At 38.0% G+C, this 20,451-nt stretch carries 15 protein-coding genes, 1 tRNA gene, 2 pseudogenes and 1 riboswitch; of the genes and pseudogenes, 5 read left to right on the top strand and 13 right to left on the bottom strand.

The window, feature by feature from the left end; genetic code table 11:
- Positions 1-341: pseudogene (locus tag D2908_RS05255) on the top strand (IS30 family transposase); the annotation flags it as partial.
- Positions 342-872: 531 nt separating this feature from the next.
- Here the strand turns inward: D2908_RS05255 and D2908_RS05250 are convergent.
- Positions 873-945, bottom strand: a tRNA-Thr gene (locus D2908_RS05250).
- 99 nt (positions 946-1,044) lie between these two features.
- Complete coding sequence (locus D2908_RS05245; RefSeq protein WP_117305415.1) at positions 1,045-1,554, bottom strand: QueT transporter family protein; 510 nt, start codon at positions 1,552-1,554, stop codon at positions 1,045-1,047.
- Positions 1,552-1,648, bottom strand: a riboswitch (PreQ1 riboswitch). It overlaps the preceding gene by 3 nt.
- A gap of 28 nt (positions 1,649-1,676) precedes the next feature.
- Between D2908_RS05245 and D2908_RS05240 the strand changes: the two genes are divergently transcribed.
- Positions 1,677-2,108: a GtrA family protein gene (locus D2908_RS05240; protein WP_117305413.1), complete on the top strand. Its 432-nt coding sequence runs from the start codon at positions 1,677-1,679 to the stop codon at positions 2,106-2,108.
- Between the two features lie 83 nt (positions 2,109-2,191).
- Positions 2,192-2,569, top strand: a complete 378-nt coding sequence (mscL, locus tag D2908_RS05235; protein ID WP_117305411.1) for a large conductance mechanosensitive channel protein MscL — start codon at positions 2,192-2,194, stop codon at positions 2,567-2,569.
- A 277-nt stretch (positions 2,570-2,846) separates the two neighbouring features.
- Here mscL and D2908_RS05230 read toward each other — a convergent pair.
- A pseudogene (locus D2908_RS05230) lies at positions 2,847-3,457 on the bottom strand (ferrochelatase).
- A gap of 153 nt (positions 3,458-3,610) precedes the next feature.
- Between D2908_RS05230 and pepT the strand changes: the two are divergent.
- Positions 3,611-4,834, top strand: coding sequence for a peptidase T (gene pepT, locus D2908_RS05225; protein ID WP_117305409.1), 1,224 nt, complete (start codon positions 3,611-3,613; stop codon positions 4,832-4,834).
- A 35-nt stretch (positions 4,835-4,869) separates the two neighbouring features.
- Here pepT and D2908_RS10240 read toward each other — a convergent pair whose 3' ends face one another.
- The 8 genes from D2908_RS10240 to D2908_RS05185 form a co-directional block, all read right to left on the bottom strand.
- Positions 4,870-8,388 (bottom strand): pneumococcal-type histidine triad protein, encoded by a 3,519-nt coding sequence (locus D2908_RS10240; RefSeq protein ID WP_117305408.1) that lies wholly within the window; start codon positions 8,386-8,388, stop codon positions 4,870-4,872.
- A 209-nt stretch (positions 8,389-8,597) separates the two neighbouring features.
- Positions 8,598-11,714, bottom strand: coding sequence for a pneumococcal-type histidine triad protein (locus D2908_RS05215; RefSeq protein WP_117305406.1), 3,117 nt, complete (start codon positions 11,712-11,714; stop codon positions 8,598-8,600).
- A 7-nt stretch (positions 11,715-11,721) separates the two neighbouring features.
- On the bottom strand, positions 11,722-12,639 hold the full coding sequence (gene adcAII, locus D2908_RS05210) for a zinc-binding lipoprotein AdcAII (protein WP_117305404.1): 918 nt from the start codon (positions 12,637-12,639) through the stop codon (positions 11,722-11,724).
- Between the two features lie 295 nt (positions 12,640-12,934).
- On the bottom strand, positions 12,935-14,326 hold the full coding sequence (locus tag D2908_RS05205; RefSeq protein ID WP_117305403.1) for an amino acid permease: 1,392 nt from the start codon (positions 14,324-14,326) through the stop codon (positions 12,935-12,937).
- A gap of 124 nt (positions 14,327-14,450) precedes the next feature.
- Positions 14,451-15,017 carry a thiol-disulfide oxidoreductase-associated lipoprotein SdbB gene (sdbB, locus tag D2908_RS05200; RefSeq protein ID WP_117305424.1) on the bottom strand — a complete coding sequence of 189 codons (567 nt, stop codon included), beginning with the start codon at positions 15,015-15,017 and terminating at the stop codon, positions 14,451-14,453.
- A 10-nt stretch (positions 15,018-15,027) separates the two neighbouring features.
- The gene (ccdA2, locus tag D2908_RS05195) at positions 15,028-15,735 is read right to left on the bottom strand and encodes a thiol-disulfide oxidoreductase-associated membrane protein CcdA2 (protein WP_117305401.1); all 708 of its coding nucleotides are present in this window, start codon (positions 15,733-15,735) and stop codon (positions 15,028-15,030) included.
- A 213-nt stretch (positions 15,736-15,948) separates the two neighbouring features.
- A complete protein-coding gene (locus D2908_RS05190; RefSeq protein ID WP_049497398.1) occupies positions 15,949-16,224 on the bottom strand; it encodes an HU family DNA-binding protein in 276 nt (91 codons plus the stop codon).
- 105 nt (positions 16,225-16,329) lie between these two features.
- The gene (locus tag D2908_RS05185; protein ID WP_117305400.1) at positions 16,330-17,169 is read right to left on the bottom strand and encodes a DegV family protein; all 840 of its coding nucleotides are present in this window, start codon (positions 17,167-17,169) and stop codon (positions 16,330-16,332) included.
- 140 nt (positions 17,170-17,309) lie between these two features.
- On the opposite strand from D2908_RS05185, the gene D2908_RS05180 reads away from it, so the two are divergent.
- On the top strand, positions 17,310-18,158 hold the full coding sequence (locus tag D2908_RS05180; RefSeq protein WP_117305398.1) for a YitT family protein: 849 nt from the start codon (positions 17,310-17,312) through the stop codon (positions 18,156-18,158).
- 90 nt (positions 18,159-18,248) lie between these two features.
- On the opposite strand, the gene D2908_RS05175 is transcribed toward D2908_RS05180, so the two are convergent.
- Both D2908_RS05175 and D2908_RS05170 read right to left on the bottom strand, forming a co-directional pair.
- Positions 18,249-19,166, bottom strand: coding sequence for a bifunctional riboflavin kinase/FAD synthetase (locus D2908_RS05175; RefSeq protein WP_117305397.1), 918 nt, complete (start codon positions 19,164-19,166; stop codon positions 18,249-18,251).
- Between the two features lie 409 nt (positions 19,167-19,575).
- Positions 19,576-20,436: a methionyl aminopeptidase gene (locus D2908_RS05170; RefSeq protein ID WP_117305395.1), complete on the bottom strand. Its 861-nt coding sequence runs from the start codon at positions 20,434-20,436 to the stop codon at positions 19,576-19,578.
- Positions 20,437-20,451: the final 15 nt, after the last annotated feature.

The following is a 20,451-nucleotide window of genomic DNA, read 5'->3' as shown; positions in this document are numbered from 1 at the left end:
TTGCCAGGGTTGATGATATCGAAATGGATGTGCGAGGAGAGAGTAAGCTTTTCTTTTGTGACCCTAATCGCTCTGACCAGAAAGGGAGAATTGAGAAAAATCACACGCTGATTCGCGACATTCTACCTAAAGGAACTTCCTTTGACAACTTAACTCAAGAGGATATTAATCTCGTCTGTTCACATGTCAACAGCGTCAAACGTGCTGCTTTGAATGGAAAGTCAGCCTATGAGCTCTTTGCATTTACCTATGGAGAAGAGATTCCTAAGCTTCTAGGCATTTCTAATATACCTGCAGAAGACGTCTGTCAGTCGTCTACATTACTCCAACATAAAATCTAAAAACTAATCTTCAATCCCATTTAAACGTTTCAGATGAGGGGATTTTGTGCGCTCTTTTTTTCTATTCTTTTCGGCTACAAAAGCGATGAAATCAAGTATTAGAAAAACCAGTGGAACTTACCCTGACACGGATTTCCACTGGTTTTTACAATTTTTATCAGACTAACTTCCACTTGGATTAGCAGTGGAACTTAGTTTGGGAATTTACCCACGCATTTCACTGGTTTTTCCAATTTTTATCAGACTAACTTCCACTTGGATTAGCAGTGGAACTTAGTTTGGAAATTTACCCGAAAATCTCTTCAAACTTCGTCAGCGTCGCCTTACCGTACGTATAGTGACTGACTTCGTCAGTTCTATCCACAACCTCAAAGCAGTGCTTTGAGCAGCCTGCAGCTAGTTTCCTAGTTTGTTCTTTGATTTTCATTGAGTATTAGTTTTATTTACACAGATGAATAAAAAATAACTTTGAAAATTTGGGGCAGAGATAACAAAAACCCTTGTAAATCAAGGGCTTTTCTGTCTATTTAATGCTAATTGCCGGGATTGAACCGGCGACCTCATCCTTACCATGGATGCGCTCTGCCAACTGAGCTAAATCAGCTTACTTAAAAAGTATACTATAGTTAGAAAAACTTGTCAAGGTTCCTTAGAAATTTTCCATAAGAAAAAGCCAGGTAAGAGCTACCTAGCCTATCTTCTTCTATTTGCTTAAATCAATTCGACGACCAATTTTACCAATGATAATTGCACCAATTATCAATGAGGCAAATTCGCCGATTCCTGTTGTAAACCAAGTAAGGAAAAATGGTAATTGCGCTACGATATTCAACTCGGCAGCAATGGTAAACATGGAAAGTGAAAAGAGGATTGAAAAGAAGAAATGATCTTTTCGAATCAATCCATTAAAGAGATAGTCTTTGCTGTATTTTGCAAAAAGCCAAACACCTAGACTGAGAAATACTAAGGTTGATCCACCACCAACAAAGACATCTAGCTGTCCGAAGCTAAAGAAATTAGCAATCATACAACCGATAGTAACTCCGATAATGTACTTAGGATTGTAAAAGGCCATAAAGTTCATCATTTCTGAAATGCGGAACTGATAAGCACCGTAACTGATGGCATTTAGGGGTGGTGTGACAGTTAAAACGACATAGATAGCAGCAACAATTGCAATATCTGCTACATCACGAACGGTTAATTGTTTCATCTTTTCTCCTTTGGCGGTTGCCCGCGTGTAATATGCTTGGTGAAAGAAGCTAAGCACCAAGGGTTGATTCAATCAACCCTACTAGTATAGCACAATAGCCTGTTTTATGCTATACTGAAAGTATGAAAAAATGTATTCAAAACTTCTTTAAGAACGAACTTTTGGCTTATCTCTTTTTTGGACTAGCGACGACTCTGGTCTCTATTCTATCCAGACTAGTCATTTATCAACTAAGTCATCAGGAACTCCTTGCTACTGCCCTAGCAAATAGTATCGGTATTCTCTTTGCCTTTATCACAAATGATACAATCGTGTTTAAGCAAACAAGTAAGAATCGACTTATCCGTTTAATGAAATTTACTCTAGCTCGTCTTTCTACTTTTCTGTTAGATTTGCTTTTTACTTTTCTGTTTGTGACTCAATTCCCTCATATCATAGGGCAATTTGTAAATAATAATATTGACAAGATAAATGCAATTGAAACTATCATTGCACAATTTTTGATAATTATTCTTAATTATATTTTTAGTAAGGTATTTATTTTTAAAAAATAAGAAAAAATTAATCATATAGCTTGCAAGCATTTCTTAATTAATATATAATAAAGAGTAAAAATTTTGGAAAGGAAATTATGAAAATGTTAAAAGATCTTAAAGCCTTTTTGCTTCGTGGTAATGTTGTTGACCTTGCTGTCGGTGTGATCATTGCCTCTGCATTTGGTGCAATTGTTACATCACTTGTTAACGATATCATCACTCCACTTATTTTGAACCCAGCTTTGAAGGCTGCTAAAGTTGAGCGTATCGCTGAACTTTCATGGAATGGTGTTGGTTATGGTAGCTTCTTGAGCGCCGTTATCAACTTCTTAGTTATCGGTACTGTTCTCTTCTTCGTTATCAAAGGTATTGAAAAAGCTCAAAGCCTTACTAAGAAAGAAGAAGCTGAAGAAGCTCCTGTTGGTCCAACTGAGTTGGAAGTACTTCAAGAAATCAAAACCCTTCTTGAGAAAAAATAATCAATTAAAAGGATCTAGCACAAAGCTAAATCCTTTTTTCTTTACTCTTTTGGTAATTTATCTGCTTTTCAAGCCTTCTCTCAATAAGATAAGGCATCTTATACTCAATGAAAATCAAAGAGCAAACTAGGAAACTAGCCGCAGGCTGCTCAAAGCACTGCTTTGAGGTTGTGGATAGAACTGACGAAGTCAGTAACCATACCTGCGGTAAGGCGACATTAACGTGCTTTGAAGAGATTTTCGAAGAGTTTTAACATTTTCACGACCTTTTTCTCAATCAATTTTTTACAAATCTAGGTATTTGTAAATCTTGAGATTTGTTCAAGAAATTTTTAGTTTCATCTGAAGGAACAAACTCATCAAAAGTCTCTTCGTCTGGGAGAAATTTCTTAAATTCTTGATGCTCATTAGCTCTAACTGTACTAATCAAAGCATCAATCAAACGAGAATCCATATTTGGCATTGGTGGACGATGGTAGTTCACCCCACATTCTTGACAAGACTCATAACATTTCATATCGTTATCAAACAAGACTTCAATGTGTTCACTGATAAAACGAATTGGTACAAAAATATAGTGGTCTGGATGGTCTCCAAAATACTCCAAAACATCTGGCTTAATCCGAAGAATACCAATATTACTTTCACTTTGCCAAGTGTTGGTATATTGCTCTGGATTCAAGTCTAGTTTCTTCTTGACAACTAAAAATTGAAATTGTTTGCTTTCTAAAAATTTCTCGTATCCATGACAGAGTAGAACGAGTAAAGGGAATCCAAAATCAAACAAATACACTGCTCAATACCATCTGCCTCCATCTGACCAACCACACCCTCAAAGCTAATCTCTTCTGGCGGACAGAAGGTCATTATTAAAATTACTTTTTTCATAACTGCTTTCTTGTGATGTTTTTATCAAGTTTGTTTTATCATGAATCCACTGATAAGTAAACGCTAACATAATGAATTTCTCGAACTTCTGTCTTTTGTTTTTCTCTCCTTTCTATGATACAATGGAAAAAATGAATTCAAAAGGAGTTTTTTATGACTTACCCCAATCTCTTGGACCGCTTCTTAACCTATGTTAAGGTTAACACGCGCTCTGATGAACACTCTACTACTACTCCAAGTACGCAGAGTCAGGTTGACTTCGCAACCAATGTCCTAATTCCTGAAATGAAACGTGTAGGATTACAAAATGTTTATTATCTACCAAATGGTTTTGCTATCGGTACTCTTCCAGCTAACGACCCTAGCTTGACTCGTAAGATTGGCTTTATCTCTCACATGGATACTGCTGACTTTAATGCCGAAGGAGTCAATCCACAGGTAATTGAACACTACGATGGTGGTGTGATTGATCTTGGAAATTCTGGTTTCAAACTCGATCCAGCTGACTTTAAGAGTCTTGAGAAATATCCAGGGCAAACGCTCATCACAACCGATGGAACAACCTTGCTAGGTGCTGATGACAAGTCAGGAATTGCTGAGATTATGACTGCCATTGAATATCTGACTGCCCATCCTGAAATCAAACACTGTGAGATTCGTGTTGGTTTTGGTCCAGATGAAGAAATCGGTGTCGGTGCTAATCAATTCGATGCAGAAGATTTTGATGTTGATTTTGCTTACACTGTTGATGGTGGCCCACTAGGTGAACTTCAGTACGAGACCTTCTCAGCAGCTGCTGCTGAACTCCATTTCCAAGGACGCAATGTCCACCCTGGTACTGCCAAAGGTCAGATGGTTAATGCTCTTCAGCTAGCGATTGATTTTCATAATCAACTTCCAGAGAATGACCGACCTGAGTTAACGGATGGCTACCAAGGTTTCTATCATCTTATGGATATTTCTGGGAGCGTTGAGGAGGCGCGTGCAAGCTACATCATTCGTGATTTTGAAAAAGATGCCTTTGAAGCGCGTAAAGCAGCCATGCAGTCTATCGCTGATAAGATGAATCAAGAACTTGGTAGCGACCGTGTCAGCCTAAACTTGACAGACCAATACTACAATATGAAAGAAGTCATTGAAAAAGACATGACTCCAATTACCATTGCTAAAGCCGTGATGGAAGATTTAGGGATCAAGCCTATTATTGAACCAATCCGAGGTGGGACAGATGGCTCTAAGATTTCCTTTATGGGAATCCCAACTCCAAATATCTTTGCGGGTGGTGAAAATATGCACGGGCGTTTTGAATACGTCAGCCTTCAGACCATGGAACATGCAGTTGATACCATCATTGGTATCGTAGCTTATAAAGACTAAAAAGACGAGGTAGCTCAGCTACTTCGCCTTTCTTTTTATACCACTGGTGTTTCTTGATTTCCAGTACTTGTTGTAGATTCTGTTGTTTCCTTTTCTGAAGATGCTTCAGCAGGTTTAGAATCTGTTGTGTTGCTTGGTTTGTTTTCATCGCTTGCAGTTTCACTGTTTGATTCCGCAGCTACATATGTTTCCGTTTCGGTACTGGTCTTATCATCATTTGCTTCAGCATTTGTTGCTGGAGTTGCTCCTTCACTTGCGCTAGCTTTTGACTTGATTTCTTGATTCAAGACTAGAATAGCTTTTGTCAACTCAAGTAAAGCAGCTTTATCCTTACTCTTAGCAGAAAGTTGGTCTAATAATGCATCCACCTTATCAAAGTCCTCATCAGAACCCTTATTATTTTCTAAATATGCATGAAGCGACATGAGGATATCGTAGAGTTTTTGATAGAGTACAAGTGTCTGAGGATCTTGCTCAACATTTTCCTTTTCTTGTTGAAGGACGCTAGCGATACGAGTCAAGACATCTTTTACCTGACTGTTTACTTCGTCCAAGTTTGCATCAGCCTTGTTTGTGGCAGCTTTGAGATTTTCTACTTCTTCTGCCAAGGATTGTCTGATTCCTTCTTCTTGGATTTGTTCCAAGAGTTGATTTGCCTTGCTCAAAAGACTTTCTACTTGCTCCTTGCTAACATGATTAACATGTTCTTCTGGCATAAAGTCTCCGTATAATTCTTTCAAGAAGCCATAAATAGCTGTCTTAGCACTTTGGTTATCAACTTTTTCAGTATCTAGAACTGTCTTAGTCGATTTAGCAGTAGTTGGTTGAGCTTTCAAAGCTTCTTCTACTTCTTGTTTTGCCTGATAGATACTTGGGAATAATTTGTTCAATTCTGCTGCCTTAAGGAAGGATTGAGATTGATACAAGGTCCAAGTCAACTGAGCGACTTTGTTTCGGAGTTCATCACTTAAACGACCGTCATTTACGTGTTCGTAGAAATACTTGATGTATTCCACTGTTGTAACACCTGTTCGATCATTAAAGTCTTGAAGAGCTTGAAGTTGTGATTCAACCGCTGCTAAAGCAGTTTCATCTTTTGCCAATTTAGCTTCTTGTAGTCGAACGAGAAGGTCTTTCTTAGGAAGTCCATAAGAGTCTGTATCCAGTGTGTTGATTTTATCAATCAAGGCCTGATATTTCTTATCGAGAGCGCTTGTTTCAACTGGTTTGACACTTTCATCAATATGGATATATTGCTTATCAAAGAGATCCAGTGTCGCAAGATAACCTGCTGTTGAGTTAGTTGCCAGTTTCTTCATGTTTTCAGTAAACTGACCTAAGGCTAACTCAATCTGTCTTTGTTCGATAGGCTTGTCTTTGTAAATACTTCTGCTATCAGCTAGAAGTTGATCTACTTTTGCCAAAACTGCCTTCTCATCAAAAGCTCCAGGTTGATAGTTGGATTGGAGAGCTGGAATTTTGTTTTTCAAAGCTACTTCATAGCCCTTCGTTTGAACCTTGATGTAGTGATTATGGTCGCCATGAGGAATCACAAAACTACCATTTTCTACCTGCAAGCTATATGGAGATACACCATCACGTAAGGCAGTAGTATAGAGTTCATTTAAGAAATCAAGTTCTGGATTTCCAGTTTGAAGAGGAATCCGAACATGTTCTTTACGAACAGCATATGGATGGATATGAGTTGGATCGTAGGCTTGGTCTGGATTTCCAAAGACAAAGAATCCGTTTGAAATTCTGATAGCTTCAAGTGGAACACCGTAAGTCTTAGAAATATAAGCAATCTTTTCTTCATCACTAGCATCTCTTGAGAAAGACTCTACCGTTTTAGCAAGAGGTTTTACAGGCTCTGCATCATGATGTGTTTTCAGATGATCCTGTGCAGCCTTAATTTGCTCTGCTGTCAAATCCTTCTTGAAGAAGTAATGATTGTGGTCACCATGACTCATGACAAATCCTTGCTCATCCTCACTGATGACACGATTAGCATCAAAGCCATGATCGTGTTCTTCACCATGATGGTGTCCATGATGATCTTCATCGTGATCGTCATCATGAGTTGGATTTGGTGTTGCTGAACTTGCCCCTTTCAAGTGGTCTTGTGCTGCCTTAATTTGCTCTGCTGTCAAGTCCTTCTTGAAGAAGTAATGATTATGGTCACCGTGACTCATGATAAATCCTGCTTCATCTTCAGCAATAATACGATTGGCATCAAAGCCATGACCACCTTCTTCATGTTCCTCATGTGAAGTTCCTGGATTGATTGGAAGAGATGGCGAAGGTGTTGTTAGACCATTATTTGGAAGAGTCGGTTGACCGATTTGATTCGACTTAGGAATGTAATGGAAATGATCACCATGTCTTACAATATAAGCTGTAGCAGTTTCTTCGACAATATCTTTAGGATTAAAGATATAACCATCAGATGTGGAAGGTAGTTTTGAAGAAGAAGGATTACTTGAAAGATTTCCAAGACTAGGCGCTACTTCATTAGATTTTTCATTTTTAGAAGCTGTAGAAGCAGTTCCACCGATTGGCACCATTCTAGCAATCTTTTCTTCTAAAGCAGAGAGCTTGCTGTAAGGAATAAAATGATAATGGTCGCCATGCGGAATCGCAACTCCATTCGGTGTACGACTGACAATCTTAGCAGGGTCAAAGACTAGACCATCTGATTCACTGTAACGTTGGTCACTAGGTGAATCATAGAGTTCTTTCAATAGACTTTGGAGATTTTCAACTTTGCTTTCTGGCTTGCTAGTTGATTCTTTCTCTATAGCTTGATTAGTATGATCACTAGCTGTTGAAGAATAACTTAGCTGACTTGGTTGCGTATTTTTGCCAGCCAGATGAGCTTTAGCGGCTGCTAATTCACTAGCAGACAAATCACTTTTTGGAATGTAGTGATAGTGTCCTCCGTGAGGAACGATATAAGCATCACCAGTATCTTCAATAATATCAGCCGGATTAAAGACATAACCATCATCTGTCGTATAGCGTCCCTGAGACCTTGCTACAGCAACATCTGAGCTGACCTTCTCATTATCTTTGACGTGTTCTTGTTTTTGACGGTTGATTTCATCCTTGGTTCGAACATTATCAGCATGAGCTGCATCTTTCAGGTAGACATAATATTTTCCATCCACCTTGATGATATAACCACCTTTGACTTCATTGACAATATCAGCGTCTTTAAGTTGGTAGTTTGGATCTTTCATCAAAAGTTCTTCACTAAAGAGGGCGTCATAAGGAACTTTCCCATTATAGTAATGATAGTGATCACCGTGTGACGTTACATATCCTTGATCTGTAATCTTAATAACAATTTGCTCAGCCTGAATTCCTTCTTTTTGACTGACCTGATCTGGTGTCAGGTTTTCAGTTTTCTGACTGGACTGGCTACCATCCACATAAGAGACACGATTATTGTCCTTATTTTCCTGCGAGCGATGCTGATTTAATGCATAAGCACATAGACTCAAAGACACGATAACAGCTGATCCAGCTGCTATATATTTTTTACTGAATTTCATAAATCCCTCATTTCAATAAATGATGAAGCTTTTCTTAACTTCTTTTTCTCGGTTAAACAGTTTTTCTAAACTGGTTATTTAACCGATTAATTAACTAGTAAATAGTTTACCTTTTTTAAGTTTATCTGTCAAGATTTTTATATCATTTTAAAAAATAAAAGCCAGTATTGCTACTGACTCTTACATCATTTTGATTTAATAGGATAAACTTATGCTTCTGGTGTTGTCATAACTGACTCACTACCTTTTAACAAAGCAAGTAATTTCTCTGCTTCTGCCATGATATCATTATTATCCATGGTTTGGAGACTCAAATTATTTCGTAAACCAGCTAGGGTTTCTGTCGCATTGGCTTTCAGACTAGCATCCGCTACTTTAGCAAGTAAAGTTTCTGCTTCTTTGATCTTAGCTTCTACTTTTTCAGTCTCTACTTGAGGTACTTCAGCCTCATCTGTAGTATCTTCAGCTTCTTCCTCTGTCTCTTCCGTATCAGTGCTTGGTTTATAAAGATTATCTGCTGAAGGATTTAAACCTGCGTGATTCTCTTTTTCATTGGATTCAGGACGGGTTGACTCGTCTGATTCATGATGATTTCCCTTATCTTCATCAGCTTTACTGTTTTGGTCTGCCTTATTTGTACGAACATGGTCGCTGGCATTTCCCCAACCATTATCTGAGTGAGGACGTTCTTCAGGATGTTCAACATAATATTTTACAGTCGCAAAGAGATCCTCAAGGCTATAACCCTTAGGTGCTTCATAGAGTCCTTCGTCAAACCAACCAAATTTAATGTTATGATAATGGTCGTAATGAGGTATAATTAAGCTACCATTTTTAACTTCAACAGTATGTTGTAGATTGTAAGGAATATGATCAAGTGGGATCTTCTTAGCTGCTTTCACTTTATTATAGATTGATTCTACTCCTTTAACCTCAGTATTTTCTGAACCCTGATTCTCAGTTGAAGGAGGTGTCAAACCTTTCTCTTTAGCATAAGCCTGGGCTGCCACTCTTTCAGCTTCAGACAAGCTCTCTTTCTTAATCCAATGACTATGGGTCATATGTGGAGTTACATAAGCATCTCCCTCATCACTAGTAATATCACGAGTGTCAAAGATATAGCCATCTTCTGTTGTGTACTTGCCTGCTAATTTCGCTAATTTAATTTCATCTTCCGTATACTCAATCTGAGAATTTGGTTTACCAAGTCGCTCTGGATGGGTAATTGGTGCTAGGAATGCCAATAAATCATCTACCAATTTTCCTTTATTAGTCGATTCATCATTCAAGCGTTCTGCTAATTTGTCCAAGGCTTGGAAATCAGAAGTACGCCCCTTATTTTCAGACAAGGCTTTATGAGCCTCGGCCAATAAATTATATGCTTTATCATAAAATTCTTGATCACGAGGAGCGACATTGTCTTTCTTCGCAACTAGATCGTGTGTTTCTTGGATTTTCTTAGACAAGAGATTTTCAATAGCATCAATCTTATCCTTAGCCAAATCTTTAGCAAGAACATAACGACTAACGCCCTTATCCTCTATAATATATCCGTCGCCAACTTTTCTAACAACCTGCTTGACATCAAATTCAGTCGGTTTATTTTCTGCTGGTACTTGAGGTTTGGTAGTAGGGCCTGGCTTTAGTGGTGTGACGTTTGGTAAAACACTGCCATTTTGTCCCTTGACAGCTATCATACGCGCCAATTTTTCTTCCAAAGGTGACATCTGTGAATAAGGGATAAAGTGATAATGGTCTCCGTGAGGCACTGCGACACCATTTGCAGTACGTTTGATGATTTGTGCTGGATCAAAGACTAGACCATCCGATTCCACATGGCGTTCTGATAAAGGTTTGGCATACAATTCACGTAAAAGTGTTGGAATATCTTCTCCTTGGTCTTGATGATAATTTGGAGTGACAGTCAGATTAGGAGTTTCTGTCAAACTTGGTTGAGACGGTTTTGTGTTATTGCTATTTGGTTTACTTGAACTTGGAGCAGAATGTGAGCCCTGTTTACTATTCCAATAAGCTTGGGCCGCAGCCAATTCTCCTGCTGACAAATCACTCTTAGGTATATAGTGGAAATGATTGCCGTGCGGTACAACAAAAGCATCACCTGTATCTTCAATCACATCTGTCGGACTAAAGACATACCCATCGTCCGTTGTATAGGCTCCTCCACTCCCTCTATTCGGTGCAGGCGTATTGAGATTAAAGTTTGGTTTAATCGTTGAACTTGGTTTCTCAGGACTGCTTGCTTTCGTATTGTCAGTATGACTTTGGACTGGCTGACCTCCAATTGGCAGATTTCGAGCCAATTTTTCTTCCAAAGCAGACATTTGCGAATAAGGAATGAAATGGAAATGATCTCCGTGAGGAACTGCCACACCATTAGCTGTACGTTTTGTAATCTGTGCTGGGTCAAATACCAAGCCATCAGACTCCACATGACGTTGACTCAGCGGCAAAGCGTACAATTCTTGAAGGAGACTATCTAAATCCTCGTTTTGATTCGCCGGAGCTGTTGTAGGATTTGAAGGAGTTTCAGATTGACTCGTTCTCACACTAGATCTTGTTTCTCCCCTGCTTGAACGATATTCAACTGTACTTAATTGACCACCTTTTCCAGATAAGAAAGCTTGAGCTGCAGCTAATTCACTAGCAGACAAATCACTCTTAGGAATATAGTGGAAGTGATTACCATGAGGAACGATATAGGCATCACCTGTGTCCTCAATGATATCAGATGCATTGAAGATATAACCATCATCCGTTGTATAACGTCCTTGAGCCCTGGCTGCAATTACTGCCTGGTCATTTGAACCGCCACCATGATTACTACTGTGTTCCTGCTTCTGACGTTTAATCTCTTCTTTTGTCCGAATATTGTCCGCGTGGGCAGCATCTTTAAGGTAAACATAGTATTTCCCGTCTACCTTAATCACATAGCCACCCTTGATTTCATTGACAATGTCTGAATCCTTTAACTGATAATTCGGATCTTTCATCAGCAGTTCTTCACTGATGATAGCATCATAAGGAACCTTGCCATTATAGTAATGATAATGGTCTCCATGAGAGGTCACATAACCTTGATCCGTAATCTTGATAACAATTTGTTCGGCGTTGATTCCCTCTCTCTTACTAACTTCATCTGGTGTCAAGTTCTCTGCCTTTTGACCAGCCTGATCACCGTCTATATAAGCAACTCGATTCGAATCTTTCTTAACTTGACCAGCTTGGTAACGACCAAGTTCATAGGAACAAACGCTTAGGGCAAGAACTGCCACGGAACCCGCTACATATTTTTTATTGATTTTCATTCTTTCCTCACTTTAATTCTTCTGCTAGAACACTCATATTTTCTTCAAGGTTTTCTAAATAAGTCTTGTCATTTTGTGGGTCTGCCTCTAAAGGATTCAAAGTTTTAAGCCCCACACCTGTTGATTTGACAAGAGTTTCAGCTACTTTTGAAGAAGCATTACTTTCTGTAAAAATTGTTTTAACCTTATAGGTCTTAACAAATTCCTGAATTTCTGTTAGTTGTCTTGGACTTGGTTCTTGTTCTGGAGAAATACCTGCAATTCCAAGTTGGTTTAGGCCAAATCGCTTAGCTAAGTAAGAAAAAGCAGTATGCTGTGTTACAAAAGTTTTCTGACTCGCTTTTTCAAATTTAGGCTGGAATTTATTCGTCAATTCTTGAGCTTTTTTGATAAAGGCTTGCGCATTTTTCTGATAAGTCTCTTTATGCTCACTATCCACCTCTGAAAGTTTGTCAGCGATAATTTGCGCCTCTTCGCCAGCTTTTTCAGGATCTAGCCAAGTGTGAGGGTCATAGAGCGTTTTTTCATCAACACCATCACCTGGTTCCACGTCTTCTAGACCTGGAACACGTTCCAATGTCATTCCTTCAGAAGCCTCTAAAACCTTAACTTTAGATTTTTTTAGATTTGGATCCAGACTTCCTGCCCAAGATTCGAGCGTATGAGAATGGTAAACAAAGACATCTGCATCGTATATTGCTGCAATATCATTTGCTGAAGGTTCAAAGGAGTGAATCCCACTACTTGACTGAATCATCCGAACATCATTCAAGTCACCAGATACTTCCTTGACCATAGCGTAAATAGGGTAAAAACTGGTCACAATTTTCATCCCTTTCCCTGTATGACTTTCCTTTTGACCACAAGCACCTAAACACAAAAGAAAGACACTTAACAATACTAAAAATAAATTTTGTTTCTTCATAAACAACTCCTTAACCATTTAATTAACTAGTAAACATTCTACTCCTAAAAATTTAATCTGTCAAGATATTTTTAGAAAAACATTGAAATTTCTTTCACATATAAAAGTCTGCTGAGTTTCAATAACTCAACAGACTTTCACTTTATATACTCAATGAAAATCAAAGAGCAAATTAGGAAGCTAGCCGTAGGTTGCTCAAAACACTGTTTTGAGGTTGTAGATAAGACTGACGAAGTCAGTCACATATATACGGCAAGGCGAAGCTGACGTGGTTTGAAGAGATTTTCGAAGAGTATTATTCTTCTATGGTAGAATGCTTATAACCATAAGTAAAGTAAATAAGACTTCCTATTAACAAAGTAATAAGGAAAGCAATCCAGGTTTCCATATTATACTGCAACATAAAGGATAAACAAATAATGATTGATAAAATGGGTAACAGGGGAACCAATGGTGTTTTAAATTCACCAGCTTTTGGCATCCCTTTTTCTTTTCGTAATCGAATCAGGCCATATGCTAGCATAATCAAGTAGGCCAAGGTACAAATATTTAAGAAGGCTGCAATACTAGCAAGAGGGAATATTCCTGCTGCTACTGCTGAAGCTAGACCTGTCAAAATAGTAGCATTTTTGGGTACCTTACTTGTCTTCGTTAGCTCTTTAAAGACGGACGGCATTAACCCGTCACGTGCTAAACTGTAAATCATACGCGATAAGGCATAGGTCATCGAAATACAAACTGTAATCAAGGTCAAGATAGCCACTAATGACACATAATTAGCTGCCCAACTGATTCCAACGCTGCGAAGAGCAAAGGCAACGGCATCATCGACATTTAGTTGACTATAGTGAACCACACCAGTCAAGACAAGCGTCACCAACGCATAAAGAATGGTTACGATAGAAAGCGACAAGACAATCCCTCTCGGAATATTTTTTTGAGGAGTCTTGACTTCATCTACAGCCATAGAGATAGATTCAAATCCCAAAAATCCAAAGAACATCAAGGACGCACCAGCCATAATACCAGTACTAGCGCCATAGATTTGTCCAAAACCGTAGGGAGCAAAATTGCTCCAATTATCAAATTTGATATGCCAAATTCCTACCAAAACAAAGAGAGCTAAAGCCGAAAATTTCAAAATAACTAGGATCGAATTAAAGCGTAAGGCTGCCTTAGCATTAAGTAAAACAAGTGAGGTAACTAGAACCAAGACAAGAATAGGCAATAAATCAACAAATGTCCCTGCTTGAGGATTAAAAGTACCATTTAAAGCCTGAGGGAGGGCTATCCCATATTGAGAGAGCAAGCCTTTAAAATAAGCTGCCCAACCCGAAGCTACACCAGATATGGCTGTCATGAATTCCATCATGGTTAACCAACCAGCCAACCAGGCTGGGAATTCTCCTAAAATAGCATAAAGATAACTGTAGGCACCACCTGTCGCAGGTACTCGTGAAGCAAATTCTGCAAAAAAGAGAGCTGATAATCCCACACACAAGGCAGAAATGACAATTGAAATCACTAGGGCTGGACCCGCTAGAGTTGCAGCTGCAGTACCTGTTATTGTAAAGACACCTGTCCCTACCATGGCTCCGATACCCAGCAAAATCAAATCCCATAACTTCAAATGCCTATGCATCTCTGTTTTATCTAGACTGACATTCTTTGTTCTAAATATATTCATCTTTGACTCCAAAATAAAATGATGTTTCTATTTTACCATAAATATAGGATATTTGTGAATATTTATAAAATATTTTTTTAAAAAAAACTGACTACTTATTGTAATCAGATTTTCTTTGTCAATTCTAGTTCATTTCTTTAAAGGCTGCTTCTGCATCCGCGTTGCTGATAACACCAAATTGTATCTTTCCAATCTTTCCTTGACTATCAATCAGGTATTCTGTAGGAATGCTTCGAATTTGATAAGCTTGGAATGTAGTTGCTTTTGTGTCATAAAGAACTGGGATATCCTTATAACCTTGATCTTGGAACCATTGTGGGAATTGCTCAACAGTTTTTTCACCTTGAATTCCTGGTGCAATGACACTAAGAATTTCGAAGTCACGATCTTCTTTTGCAGCTAATTCCATCAACTCTGGCATACTTTTCTTACATGGACCACACCATGAAGCCCAAAACTTCAAGTAGACTTTTTTACCCTTATAATCAGATAACTTGACTTCTTTGCCATCCATTGATTGCAAGGTAAAGTCTGGAGCCTCTTTTCCAACAGCAATTTGTTGTACAGTCGTTTGTTGCTGTTGTTTTGGGGATTGTTCTGGTGCTTGAGTCTTTTTAGTCTCTTCCTCACCACAGGCCATCAATACAAATACTGACAAAAGGCTTAAGCCAGCAAACATTACTTTTTTCATTTGTTCTCCTTTATTCAAAAATTCCTGCCAGAACATTTACTTGTCCTAATAGTAACAAAATTCCCATTAAAATAATGAGGAAACCACCAATTTTCTTTAGTAGCATCATATGACGCTTCATTTTACCAAAATAAGGCATTACTACACCTGAAGCTAGAGCCAAAACCAAGAAAGGAATGGCCATCCCTAGAGTGTAAATCAAGGTATAGATAGCTCCCTGCCAAGCGCCATTGCCTCCAGAAGCTGCAAGCGCTAAAACAGAACTTAAAACTGGACCGATACAAGGCGTCCAACCAAAGCTAAAGGTAATACCAAGCAAAAATGCTGACCAATAACGATTAGCTTCTGATTTCTTAAAAGTAAAGCTTTTTTGAACCTCTAATTTCTTAAAATGAAAAATTTCCATCTGGTGTAAACCTAAAATAATGATAATCGTTCCCATGGTATAGCGAAACCAATCGGCATAGAGGATATTACCAAAGTAACCAGCACCAAATCCTAAGATAAAGAAAATGAGAGAGATACCTGCAATAAAGCACAGTGTTCGAATCAAACCCGACCATAGAACCTTTCTCCCGAACAAAGAAAAAGATTTTGCACTTTCCTGATCATCCAATAAAATTCCAGTATAAACAGGTAACAGAGGAAATATACAAGGCGAAAAGAAGGACAAGATCCCTGCTAAAAAAACGGAGATTGAAAATACTATTGTTTCCAATAAAGAACCAACTTTCTTAATAATTCTAATCCTATTTTACTATAATCAATTTCATTTGTATGATTTCTGCTACGCCATTTAAATTAGTCTGTATTTGAAAGGTTTTCCGGTGCTAATTCATTCAGGTTCTGGCTCCAAAAATGCCCCAAAACAAAAACAAAAGCCTACTGACCAAGCTAGAAAGCTTGATACAATAGGCTTTTTAAATTCAAATTATTTAACAGCGTCTTTAAGTGCTTTACCAGCCTTGAATGCTGGAACTTTAGAAGCTGCAATTTTGATCTCTTTACCAGTTTGTGGGTTACGACCTTTACGTTCAGCACGCTCACGAACTTCAAAGTTACCAAAACCGATCAATTGAACTTTTTCACCAGCTGCAAGGTACTCAGTTACTGCTGCGAATACAGCTTCAACTGCTGCCGCTGAGTCTTTCTTAGTCAATTCTGTAGCTTCTGCTACTTTAGCGATCAAATCTTGTTTGTTTGCCATGTTAATGATTCCTCCAATTAATTTCTAATTAACAAATATAATCATATCCTAAAATCCCTTTTAGGTCAAGTTAAAAACGCTATTTCTTCCCATTTTATTTATTTTTTAAGAGTTGTAACGAACTAAAATAGCCCATGCATTTTCACCCGTATGAGTTTGAATAATAGAGCCCGTTTCCAAAACTGAAATTGGCTTTTCAACATATGCTTGTAAGCTCTCTTTCATCTCTTTTGCCCAATCAGCACTACCAGAATATGAAATTCCAATCTCTGCTACAGAACGTTCAGAAAGCGATGTTATTAAGTCATCTAACCATTTTTTAAAGGTTTTAGCTCCACGACCTTTAACGATTGGCTGCAATTCATGGTCTTTCATTTGCATAACAACACGGATATTGAGAAGTGAGCTCAACAATCCAGTTACACGGCCAATTCGTCCACCTTTAACAAGATTTTCCAAAGTCGAAACGCCAATATAGAGTTCTGTGTGGTTTTTAACATCTTCTACATGAGATAAAATTTCCTCCAACTCTTTGCCTTCTTGTGCCAACTTCGCAGCCTCAACAACTTGGAATTTTAGGGCTTGGTCAGTGAAGGAACTATCAAGAACCGTCACATCTGCAGTAGATAAACTAGCACCTTGACGTGCTGCTTCTACAGTACCTGAAAGGGCATGGGACATATGAATAGCAAGAATCTGGCTACCATCTTTGCTTAGGTCTTCAAAAGTTTCAGCAAAGACACCTACAGGCGGCTGACTTGTTTTCGGAAGATTCTTACTTTCTTGCATTAACTGAAGAAATTTACCTTCTTCTTTTAAATCCGCATCAGAATATACAACGTTATCAATCATTACAGATAATGGAACAACAGTGATATCTAATTGTTTTACTAGTTCTGGTTCAATAGTAACAGATGAATCAGTTACAATCTTAATTTTTGTCATGGTATCAATCTTTCTATTTTAGGATTCAGATTGGATTTCTTACTTTTAATTATATCAAAAAAAAATTAAAAATCCTAATGGAGTCAATCAAATTTTTCTTAAAAATTTGATATAATCTACTTATAAGAAAAGAGGTCCCTATGATAAAAAAAATTTATCCCATTTTAACCATCTTACTAGGTGCTGCTATTTATGCTTTTGGTCTTACTTATTTTGTAGTTCCTAATCATCTATTTGAAGGAGGGGCGACAGGTGTTACGCTTATCACTTTTTATCTTTTTAAAATCCCTGTTTCTCTCATGAACCTACTGATTAATATTCCCCTTTTCATCCTAGCTTGGAAAATCTTTGGAGCTAAATCCCTCTATTCTAGTTTACTAGGAACCTTAGCTTTATCCGCCTGGTTGGCTTTTTTTGAGCGAATTCCTCTTCATATTAATCTGGAAGGTGATTTACTAATCACTGCTCTTATAGCTGGGATTCTATTGGGAATTGGGCTCGGAATTATCTTCAATGCTGGTGGAACAACTGGTGGTACTGATATTCTAGCTCGTATTCTCAATAAATACACTCATATATCCATGGGGAAGTTGCTCTTTATCTTAGATTTTTGTATTCTCATGCTCATCCTCCTCATCTTCAAGGATCTGAGATTGGTTACCTACACACTCTTGTTTGATTTTATCGTTTCACGTGTTATTGACCTGATTGGTGAAGGAGGCTATGCTGGCAAAGGCTTTATGATTATCACAAAATGTCCTGATCAACTTGCTAAGGCAATTAATGATGACCTAGGAAGAGGTGTTACTTTCATCTCAGGTCAAGGTTATTATAGTCGAGAAGATTTAAAAATCATTTACTGTATTGTCGGAAGAAATGAAATTGTGAAAATGAAGGAAATGATTCATCGAATCGATCCTCAAGCCTTTATCACTATTACAGAAGCTCACGAAATCCTTGGAGAAGGATTTACCTTTGAAAAAGAATAAAAAGAGGTCTTGTAGTGACCTCAAAAGTTAGAATAAATCATCTATCTTTTGGGGTACAGACAACCTCTTTTTTGTTTACTCAAGCAGCTCTTAAGACCAATTCCGAGCTATTTCTTCATCAGTCTTTAACTGATCCACTAATTGATCGACTGAGTCAAATTTGGTCATATCTCGAATACGATCAAGCCAATAAACCATGACGGTTTCCCCATAAATATCTTGATTAAAATCAAAAATATTGACTTCAAAACGTGCTTCTTCTCCATCAAAGGTCACATTTTTTCCAACACTAGCCATGGCACGATACTTCTGTCTTTGAATTTCAACATCAACAATATAAACTCCATCTGCTGGCATGTAAGTGCGATCTAAAAGCACTAAATTCGCTGTTGGATAACCAATCGTACGACCACGAGCATTGCCATGGACCACCATACCTCTAGATGGAAGAGGAGCCCCCAAAAGTTCTCCTGCTTCTTTCACATTTCCATCTAAAATAGCTTGACGGATACGTGTTGAACTAATCTTTCCTTTCTCATCTTCTACAGGTGGGACAATAATGACTTCTCCATCAAAGTAATCCTTTAAATCTTCTGCTGTTTTTTTGTCAGAACCAAATGTATAATCAAAACCTGCAACAATAATTTTAGCATTCATAGCCTTGATATAAGTCGCAAAAAATTCTTCTGCAGCGAGACTAGCGAATCGACTGCTAAAATCAAGGAGATATAATTCTTCTACACCTTCTCTTTTTAATTTTCTTTCACGTTCAGCAGGGTTTAAAATATGTAGAAACAAATCCGGATGATAAGGCTCTAAAGCGATTTTTGGAGATTCATTAAACGTCATAACTACGATAGGCAATAAATCCTTTCTCGCAGCCTTATTGGCAACACGAAACAATTCTTGATGCCCCTTATGTATACCATCAAAATAGCCAAGAACAACGACTGAATCAGATGGTGTGCCAATATCTTTATGGTTTTTTATAGGAATAGTAATAATCATAAAATAATTATATCATAGTGATAGTTATTTCTGAACCAGAAAATCTGAAATGCCATTTTTTTAACCTGAAGTGTACCATTTTAGAAGAATTTTATTTTTGATACTCTTCGAAAATCTCTTCAAACCACGTCAGCGTCGCCTTACCGTAGATATAGGTAACTGACTTCGTCAGTCTTATCCACAACCTCAAAGCAGTGCTTTGAGCAACCTGCGGCTAGCTTCCTAGTTTGCTCATTGATTTTTATTGAGTATGAAATCATAACAAAGACCAAGAGATTGAATTAAGAATCTTAAAATCAAAAAAACGCATCATATCAGCTACCTAATACTTGATACAATACGTTTTATTATAAAAAGATCTACTGAATTTTTTATCAAAATAAACTTCCAGTAGCCTTTTCACTTTTTATTAATAAGTTCCTTCTTCACCTTGGCTAGTCAAAATAACAGGCCCTTCTTTCGTAATCACGAATTGGTGTTCATATTGACAAGATAAGCCACCGTCAATAGTCTTATGAGCCCAGCCAGTTTTCATGTCTGTATCGATTTCCCAGTCACCTGTGTTGATCATTGGTTCAATGGTCAAGACCATTCCTTCACGGAGACGAAGTCCACGACCAGCAATACCATAGTTAGGAACCATTGGTTCTTCATGCATAGTTGGACCAACACCATGACCAACCAAATCACGAACTACACCGTAACCACGACTTTCAGCGTATTCTTGAATAGCCGCACCGATATCACCGATACGATTCCCAACAACAGCTTGCTCAATTCCCTTGTACATAGCTTCTTTGGTGACATCCATCAAGTTTTTCACTTCTTCAGACGGTGTACCAACAGCATAAGCCCAACATGAGTCTGCTAGACCACCAGAGTAGCTCTGAGTGTATTTTTTCATTTGCTCCACATTGTTGAAGTTTAATTTTGAGACATTCAGGTCAGATTTAGCAATAGGACCTCCCAAAACCATATCAACTTTGAGTAAATCACCATCTTTCAAGATATAGTGACGAGGGAACGCGTGAGCCACTTCATCATTAAGAGAGCAGCAGGTAGCATAAGGATAGTCCATCATAGCACCGTCAACTCCAATCTGAAGCGGAAGGAAATTTTCTTCCTTACAACGACGGCGAACATATTCTTCAACTTCCCACATATCTACGCCAGGCTTAATCAAATCACGCAAGCCGATATGAATACTTGCTAGAAAATCACCTGCCTTATCCATAGCTTCAATTTCACGAGCTGATTTTAATGTTATCATTTTTTCTCCTAATTT

The organism is Streptococcus sp. LQJ-218 (genome assembly GCF_003428885.1).
Classification (GTDB): Bacteria; Bacillota; Bacilli; order Lactobacillales; family Streptococcaceae; genus Streptococcus.
The sequence above is the reverse complement of the archived record's forward strand: the minus strand, read 5'-3'. Positions and strand labels throughout refer to the sequence as shown.

Bases quoted from the DNA above. Each gene is read 5' to 3' on its own strand.
- D2908_RS05205 (WP_117305403.1), bottom strand. From the start codon at position 14,326: ATGAATATATTTAGAACAAAGAATGTCAGTCTAGATAAAACAGAGATG.
- D2908_RS05185 (WP_117305400.1), bottom strand. From the start codon at position 17,169: ATGACAAAAATTAAGATTGTAACTGATTCATCTGTTACTATTGAACCA.
- D2908_RS05175 (WP_117305397.1), bottom strand. From the start codon at position 19,166: ATGATTATTACTATTCCTATAAAAAACCATAAAGATATTGGCACACCA.
- adcAII (WP_117305404.1), bottom strand. From the start codon at position 12,639: ATGAAGAAACAAAATTTATTTTTAGTATTGTTAAGTGTCTTTCTTTTG.
- D2908_RS05190 (WP_049497398.1), bottom strand. From the start codon at position 16,224: ATGGCAAACAAACAAGATTTGATCGCTAAAGTAGCAGAAGCTACAGAA.
- pepT (WP_117305409.1), top strand. From the start codon at position 3,611: ATGACTTACCCCAATCTCTTGGACCGCTTCTTAACCTATGTTAAGGTT.
- mscL (WP_117305411.1), top strand. From the start codon at position 2,192: ATGTTAAAAGATCTTAAAGCCTTTTTGCTTCGTGGTAATGTTGTTGAC.
- D2908_RS10240 (WP_117305408.1), bottom strand. From the start codon at position 8,388: ATGAAATTCAGTAAAAAATATATAGCAGCTGGATCAGCTGTTATCGTG.
- D2908_RS05240 (WP_117305413.1), top strand. From the start codon at position 1,677: ATGAAAAAATGTATTCAAAACTTCTTTAAGAACGAACTTTTGGCTTAT.
- D2908_RS05170 (WP_117305395.1), bottom strand. From the start codon at position 20,436: ATGATAACATTAAAATCAGCTCGTGAAATTGAAGCTATGGATAAGGCA.
- sdbB (WP_117305424.1), bottom strand. From the start codon at position 15,017: ATGAAAAAAGTAATGTTTGCTGGCTTAAGCCTTTTGTCAGTATTTGTA.
- D2908_RS05215 (WP_117305406.1), bottom strand. From the start codon at position 11,714: ATGAAAATCAATAAAAAATATGTAGCGGGTTCCGTGGCAGTTCTTGCC.
- D2908_RS05245 (WP_117305415.1), bottom strand. From the start codon at position 1,554: ATGAAACAATTAACCGTTCGTGATGTAGCAGATATTGCAATTGTTGCT.
- D2908_RS05180 (WP_117305398.1), top strand. From the start codon at position 17,310: ATGATAAAAAAAATTTATCCCATTTTAACCATCTTACTAGGTGCTGCT.